The sequence below is a fragment of the Litchfieldella anticariensis FP35 = DSM 16096 genome, assembly GCF_000409775.1.
In the GTDB taxonomy this organism is placed as follows: Bacteria; Pseudomonadota; Gammaproteobacteria; order Pseudomonadales; family Halomonadaceae; genus Litchfieldella; species Litchfieldella anticariensis.
In genome coordinates, this window is sequence record NZ_KE332388.1 from 484,715 (window position 1) to 492,480 (window position 7,766).

Below are 7,766 nucleotides of genomic sequence, written 5' to 3' on the forward strand. Positions count from 1 at the left end.
ATGAGCGTTGGGGACAAGGCGGAGCGAGGGTCTTTTGCCATGGATGGCAAAAGTAGCGCCCATGGAAGGGTCTACAGCGCCCTCGCGAAGGCTTGGCGCCGACGCTCATCTCACTCCACGTTTTGAAACAAGTTCTACAACCTCGGCTTCGGTGAGGCCGGTCGCGACCGGCACACCATCGGCACGACCGCCGATGATCAAGTCGAAGCGTCCGGACCGCCCCGTCAGGCACGCGTCAGCCGGCTGTCGGCGGGCGCAGCCCTTGGCGCAGCCGGACACATGCACCGGGCCTTCGACCCGGCCACTCAGCCGTTCGGCTAACTTCAGGGCTATGCCCAGCGTCTCCACACTCGCCTGCTCGCAATGGGGGGCGCCCGGACAGACATCCATGGACAAACGCGGATCCCGATTATCGTCCAGCAGGCCAGCGACCGATGCCGCTTCAGCGCCTTCCACCAGCAGGCGCCGCCACGGCATCACCCGCACGGCGCCACTAGCTTCAGGGGCAAGCGATGCAGGGTCGACCGCGGCACGCAACACCGACGCCGGCGCCCGTCCGAATGGCAGGCCAAACACTCTGCCCCGCGAATGTTCGCCCAATGCCAGTCTACCGCCAGCCTCGGCGGGCCGTATCGATTCCGGTGCCCAGGCCGGCAGCGGCGCCTTATGGCGGCGCATCCGCCCGGATTCTCGTCCGCCGCTCTCGACGAACCAGTGCGCCAGCCGCACCAGGTGCTCAACGGCAGCCGCGACCGAGTCTACGGGGGTGCCCAGAGCACGTCCATCGGCCCGGACTAACAGGCCGCCCGAAGCCCGCGGCTGCAGGGCGCCCGATGCCGACCGCTCGATGCGGAAGTCGGCGGATACCTCGCCCAGCACCGGTGCATCACCGGCATCGATGGCAATGCCCATCTTGTCCGGCAGTTCCGGCAGCTCAGCGAGGCGGTCCAGCAACAAGCGGGCCGCCTCATGGGTGGCGTCGCCTTCTTGCCAGTCCGGTGCCAGCAGCACTTGGGGCCGGCGTTCGGCCTGCGGGGCCGGGTCAACCAGCCCATGCTCGACGAGGAAGGCCATCAGCCCGGGCCAGGTGGCCTCGGACACACCGCGCAACTGTAGATTGGCACGGCTGGTGAGCTCGATCAGACCGCTACCGAAAGCCTCGGCCGCATCGCACAGCGCCAGCATCTGCTCCCGTGTGAGTCGCCCCAGGTGGGGGCGTACGCGAACCAGCAGGCCATCGCCGGTCGCCATGGGCCGCCATGCCCCGGGACACCAGCCCTTGATGCGAGGCTCGGCTGGCTTATCCATCTTATTTATCATGGGGACCCGGTCTCCTTGGCCTCATCGATCTGCAGCAGCAGATCCTGCAGGTCAGGGCCCTGTTGGCTGGGGTCCTGCCACATCCCGCGCTGAACGGCTTCCAGCAACCGCTCGGCCATCTCCTCCAGCGCCGCCGGGTTGTGCTCGCGCAGGAACTGCTGGTTGACCGGATCCAGCACCAGCGCTTCGCTGACCTGAGCATACTGATAGTCGGCCACCAGATCGGTGGTGGCGTCATAGGCAAACAGGTAGTCCACCGTGGCGGCCATCTCGAAGGCGCCCTTGTAGCCGTGCTCGCGCATGGCCTCGATCCATTTGGGATTGAGCACCCGGGAACGGATCACGCGGGCCAGTTCCTCCTTGAGGGTGCGAATCCGCGGATGCGCCGGGTTGGCGTGATCGGCGTGGTAGATGATCGGCGCTTGCCCACCGAGGGAGCGGCTGGCGTTGGCCATGCCCCCCTGGAACTCGTAGTAGCTGTTCGAATCGAGGATATCGTGTTCGCGGTTGTCCTGGTTCTGCATCACCGCCTCCAGGCCCTCGAGCTGTCGTTCGAAGGCCCTGCGCGCGGCGATCCCGGATTCCGGGAATTGGCCGTAGGCGTAGGCCCCGGCACCGAGGTAGGCTTCCGCCAGGTCGTCCGCGGTGTCCCAGGCGCGGTTGTCGATGAGCCGGTTCAGGCCGGTGCCGTACTCGCCGGGCTTGCTGCCGAAAACCCGGTAGCCGGCCTCCCGGGCGGCCGCGTCGGGCGATAGCCCCTGGCGTTCGAGTTCCTGCCGACGCTCCAGCACCGCCGCGCGAATGGTGTTGCCGTTGCCTGGCTCTTCATATTCGGCGACCGCCTGCACCGCGGCATCGAACAGGCGGATGACATTGGGAAAGGCATCGCGGAAGAAGCCGGACACTCGCAGGGTGACGTCTACTCGCGGCCGTTGCAGCAACATGGCGGGAATCACCTCGACATCGATCACCCGCTGCGAGCCGAGCGACCACACCGGCCTCACCCCCATCAGCGCGAAGGCCTGGGCGATGTCATCGCCGCCGGTACGCATGGTCGCGGTGCCCCAGATCGACAGCCCCAGCCGGCGCGGGTAGTCACCGTTGTCCTGCAGGTAACGTTCCACGAACGCCTGCGCCGATTTCTCGCCCAGGGACCAGGCGGCGGGTGACGGAATCGAGCGATTGTCGACGCTGAAGAAGTTGCGCCCAGTAGGCAGGGTGTCCAGCCGCCCACGGCTAGGAGCGCCGCTCGGCCCGGCTGGTACGAAGACACCGCCGAGCCCGTCCAGCAGCGACTGGATCTCCATCTCGGCGCCACGCTGCATGGCGGCCCACAGCCGTTCGCGGGCATAGCGACACTGTTCCGCGGTGGCCGGATAGTCACGCGCCAGTTCGGTCAGACAGCTCTCATCCAGCATGTCATCGGCCAGCACGTAGTCGGCCATTAGCCGATGGGCGAGCAGTTCCAGACGCTCACGGGTATCGGCGGCGGTGCGCCAGGCGGCATCATCCAGCTCGCTCAGGGCCAGCGGCCTCGGCCCGGTCCAGGGTTCGGCCCCGGCCGTCAGGGGATCAAAGTGCCCGCCCTCTTCCTGCAATCCCAGGTCGTCCGCCAGGTTGTGCAACAGGCCGCGATGGGCCGGCCCCTCTCCGCGTGGCAGCCTGAGGATGGCGACCAGGGTCCCCGCCAGCTTGTCCTGCGGCGGCAGGGTGCCCAGCACGTGTAAGCCATGGCGGATCTGGGCTTCCTTGATATCGCACAGATAGGTATCCAGCTCGTTGAGCAGGAGGTCGTCATCCAAACTATCTGCACTCTCTGCACAACTATCCCCACCATGGGCCAGCTCCTGGTCGATACCGGTGCGGCGCAGATGCTCCAGAATCCGCTCGCGCAGCAGCGCCTCACGCCGCGGGTCCATGCCCAGGGCCTGGTAATACTCGTCGGTCAGGGCCTCCAGTTCCGCCATGGCACCGTAGAGCTCGGCGCGGGCGAGCGGCGGCATCAGGTGATCGATGATGACGGCCTGGCTGCGGCGCTTGGCCTGGGCGCCTTCGCCCGGGTCGTTGACGATGAACGGATAGAAATGCGGCAGCGGCCCCAGGGCGATATCCGGCCAGCAATCGGCGCTCAGTGCCGTACTCTTGCCCGGCAGCCATTCCAGATTGCCGTGCTTGCCGACGTGAACTACCGCATCCACCCGGTAGTGATCGCGCAGCCACAGATAGAACGCCAGGTAGCTGTGGGGCGGCACCAGTTCGGTATCGTGGTAGGTTTGCGTCGGGTCGTCGCTGAAGTCCCGCTCCGGCTGAATCCCGACGAAGGTCTCCCCCAGGCGGATTCCGGCGATCATCAGTCGGCCCTGGCGGCATTTGGGATCGTCCGACGGTGCTCCCCAGCGCGTCCACACTGCCTCCTGCAGCGGGGCCGGCAGGGTCTGGAACCATTCCAGGTAGTCGTCGAGCCCGATACTCTGCCAGCAGCCGCGTTGGTCCAGGACACGGTGATCGTTGGTGACGGTGCCCTGCAACAGCCGGATCAGGGCATCTCCATCGTCCGGCACGTCGTTCACCGGATAACCCGCCTCGGACAGCGCCCGCAGGATGCGTACCGTCGAGGCCGGCGTATCCAGGCCGACACCGTTGCCGATACGGCCATCACGATTGGGATAATTGGCCAGCACCAGCGCCAGGCGCTTGGCGGCATTGGGCGTCTGACGTAAACGACAGAATCGCCGCGCCAGTTTGGCGACGAAGGCAGCGCGCTCGGGATGCAGGGCGTGGCGGGTCACCGAGAGCTGGCAGCGCTCGCTGTAGTGGGCCTCCGTCTTGAATCCCACCGCCCGCGTGATGACGCGTCCGTCCATCTCCGGCAGCACCACCTGCATGGCCACGTCGCGGCTATGCAGGCCGGCCGCCATGGCCTGCCAGTCTTCCTCGGCGCTGCTCGCCAGGATCGCTTGCAGCACCACCGGCCGCCCGACGAAGAGGCTGTCGGGGACGTCGAGGGCATCCATGTCGTCCGGGTTGCGGTTGACGGAAAAACCGGTGGTGTTGACCACCAGCATGGCGCCCGTCTGCTCGATCAAGTGATTGACGAAGGCGACGCAGGATTCTTCCTTCAGCGACGCCACGGCCACCGCCAGCGGCTCGAGCCCCTGGGCCCGCAGCGCCTCGATCAGGCCATCGAGCACGGCGGTATTGGCCCCCTGCAGGTGACTGCGATAAAACAGCAGCAGGCATACCGGGCGCTCGGGGATCTGTCGCCCTACCGCATCGGACGCGTAGAGCAGCGCCGCGGGAATCGCCTTGGGTTCCTGCCAGTCCAGCGCCACCTCCAGACGCTGTTTCAGACATTCCGCGCCGACAAAACGCAGTAACTGCTCGGCATTGTCCACCCCGCCCTCTCTCAGGTAGCGCCACACTCGGTGGGCCGACTCGAAAGGCACGCTGGAATCTTCCAGCAAGGCGTCGTCCGGTGCATCGCAACCCGGTACCAGGATCAGTTGGCGCCCCTGGCCGGCAGCGGCCCAGGCCAGCAGACGTTCGTGGCCGTATTTCCAGTAGGCACTGCCGCCCATCAGCGAGACGATTACCAGACGCGCCTCTTCCAGCACACGATCCTCGTAGAGATCGTAGGCGGCGGGCTTGACCAGGTTCATCCAGTTCGCGAGGCGTACCGTGGGGTAAGCGTCGTCGAGCGTCGCGGCCAACCGCTCGACCGCCTGGGCCAGGGCCGACAGGCTGCTGTCGGCGGCCGACAGGATGATGATCTCGGCGGGGCTCTGCTGCAAATCGACGATGCCCTCATCGTCGACGAAGCCCCCGGGTTTGGCGGCGAACAGATGCATCAGGCGGCGGCTTCGATCTCGGCGCTGGCCAGTGCCCGGTGCAGGGCCTCGCTATCCAGCCCCCTGCCGATGATGACAAGCTGGGTGCGGCGCGGCTCGTCCTGCCCCCATAGCCGGTCGAAATAGCCGTCCAGGCGCTCGCCCACGGCCTGGATCACCCGACGCATGGGCTTGCCCGGAATGGCCGCGAAGCCCTTGGCCCGATAGATCTCGTGGGTTTTCAGCAGTTGCTGGAGCCTGTTCGCCAGGGCGTCGCCATCGACTTCGCCCAGCCGGATCACGCAGGAATCGAAATGATCGTGGGCGTGGTCGTGATGCGCCCCCTCGGCATGATGGCGATCGTGGTGGTTCTCGATGCGGTCGATGCTTTCCTCGCTCGCCGCACCGATGCCCATCAGGGCTTCCAGTTGGGACGTATCGGTGGCCAGGGTCTGGTTGATAAATAAGCTCTGGTCGATGAACAGGGTCTTGACCGATTCGGGAACGCGCGCCTGGATCAGGGCCTCGACCCGCGCCCTGTCGGCCGGCGCGAGCAGGTCGGTCTTGCTGACCAGTACCAGGTCGGCCGCGCTCAGTTGGTCGTCGAGCAATTCACGCAGACTGGGATCATGGTCCAGGCTTTCATCGGCCCGGCGCTGGGCCTCCACCTTGTCGACATCGCTCGCATAACGGCCAGCGGCGACGGCCGGCCCATCGACCACGGTGATGATGGCATCGACGGTGCAATGCTGGCGCACCTCCGGCCAGTTGAACGCCTGGACCAGCGGCTTGGGCAAGGCCAGGCCGCTGGTTTCGATCAGGATGTGGTCGATGTCGTCGCGGCGCGCCACCAGCTTTTTCATCACCGGCAGGAATTCCTCTTCCACCGTGCAGCAGATGCAGCCATTCGCCAGCTCGTAGATACCATTTTCGTAAAAACCACCGTCCTCGCCTTCCACGGGGCGCTCGTCCTCACAGTTCAGCGCGCAGCCGCGCAGCAGGCTGGAATCGATATCCTGCTCGCCGAATTCGTTGACGATGACGGCGATGCGCTTGCCGGTGACCTGGCGCAGAATGCTGGCCAGCAGCGAGGTCTTGCCGCTGCCCAGGAAGCCGGTCACCACCGTGGCGGGGATCTTGTTCAGTTGCATCCGTTGGATTCCTCAGTGTCGATGGTGTGCCCCGTGCCCTGCCCGAACAGGCTGGCCACGGCGGCGGGATTGTCAGGGAAGAACAGGTGCAGGTAGGACGCCGTCAGCCGGCGCAGGCGATAGATGGCCTCCCCCGGTGCGGGATGGCGTTGGCGCCGCCCGTGGGCGATTGGCTCAGGGGTGCCCTCCGACACCGAACGGTGATGGGCATGGCCCCGGATCGGCCCCTCCGGCAGATCGGCGGTCTGCATCCCCTGGCAACCCCGCCGCCCGCGCATGGCACCATGCCCGGGCAACAGGCCCAGCATGGTATGGATCTGGTCGTCATAGTCCGTCAGGGTTTCCAGGCAATAGAGCATGCCGCCGCATTCGGCGAGGATGGGCTTGTCCGCGGCAAACAAGCGGTGGATGTCATCCCGCATGGAGGCATTCGCCGCCAACTGCGCGGCGTGAAGCTCGGGGTAACCGCCTGGGAGCCAGAGGGCATCGCAGGGCGGCAGGCATTCGTCGGTCAGCGGCGAGAAGAAACGCAGTCTCGCCCCCATCCGCTCCAGCAGATCCAGGTTGGCCTGGTAGATGAAGCTGAACGCTGCATCCCGCGCCACGGCGATGGTCTGGCCGTGAAGCGAAGGCAATGCCTCCGTCGCTCCTGCTTGAACCGCCGCGAAAGTAACCGGCGGCAATTGCAGCAGTGCCTCCGCCAACCCCTCGGCCAGCAGCGCCTTGGCACCGGTCTCGAAGCGGGTTTCCAGGTCCTCGCGAATCTCCTCGGCCTGCACCAGCCCCAGGTGGCGTTCAGGCAGGGCCAGATTGGCATTGCGTTCCACCGCCGCCAGCAGGGGAATATCGGGCGGTAGCGCCGCTTCGATCAATTCCCGGTGACGCGGCGAACCACAGGCGTTGGCGATCAGCCCGGCGATGCGGATATCGTCGCGGAAGCCCGCCAGGCCGGCCACCAGCGCCGCTGCGGTCTGGGCCATTCCTTTCACGTCCATGACGATGACCATCGGCAGGTCGAACAAAGCCGCTAGGTCGGCGCTGGACGGTTCGCCATCGAACAGGCCCATGGCGCCTTCCACCAGGATGAGGTCCGCCTCGAGCGCGGCATCAAACAGGCGCTGGCGGCAATAGGCCTCGCCGGCCATCCACAGGTCGAGCTGATCGACGGGCTGGCCCGAGGCCTGGGCCAGCACCAGGGGATCCAGGTAATCCGGACCGGTCTTGAAGACCCGTACCACCTTGCCCTGGTTGCGCAGCATCCGGGCCAGCGCCGCGGTCACCGTGGTCTTGCCCTGCCCCGATGCCGGCGCGGCGATGAAGACCGCGGGACAGGCCGCCCTCGCCACACCCCGGTCTACCTGCGTGCCGAAGCGGCCCCCGGCTTGAATCTCGGCGCGCTCGGTCATGTGGCCTCCAGGCTGGGCTCTAGGCTGGGCAGGGGCCGATACAGCGCGCCCAGCTGCTCGGC

Annotated in this window: 4 protein-coding genes; all 4 read right to left on the reverse strand. The window is 66.5% G+C overall.

Features of this window, described 5'->3' with window-relative positions; all coding sequences use genetic code 11:
• Nucleotides 1-105: 105 nt before the first annotated feature.
• From L861_RS09220 to L861_RS09235, 4 genes are read right to left on the reverse strand one after another with little or no spacing between them, the layout of a single operon-like run.
• Nucleotides 106-1,320, reverse strand: coding sequence for a ferredoxin-like domain-containing protein (locus tag L861_RS09220; RefSeq protein WP_016416802.1), 1,215 nt, complete (start codon nt 1,318-1,320; stop codon nt 106-108).
• On the reverse strand, nt 1,317-5,168 hold the full coding sequence (gene cobN / locus L861_RS09225; protein WP_016416803.1) for a cobaltochelatase subunit CobN: 3,852 nt from the start codon (nt 5,166-5,168) through the stop codon (nt 1,317-1,319). The genes L861_RS09220 and cobN overlap by 4 nt, the downstream gene beginning before the upstream one ends.
• Nucleotides 5,168-6,298, reverse strand: coding sequence for a cobalamin biosynthesis protein CobW (gene cobW, locus L861_RS09230; RefSeq protein WP_016416804.1), 1,131 nt, complete (start codon nt 6,296-6,298; stop codon nt 5,168-5,170). The genes cobN and cobW overlap by 1 nt, the downstream gene beginning before the upstream one ends.
• On the reverse strand, nt 6,289-7,704 hold the full coding sequence (locus tag L861_RS09235; protein WP_016416805.1) for a cobyrinic acid a,c-diamide synthase CobB: 1,416 nt from the start codon (nt 7,702-7,704) through the stop codon (nt 6,289-6,291). Before L861_RS09235 ends, cobW begins: the two co-directional genes overlap by 10 nt.
• Nucleotides 7,705-7,766: the final 62 nt, after the last annotated feature.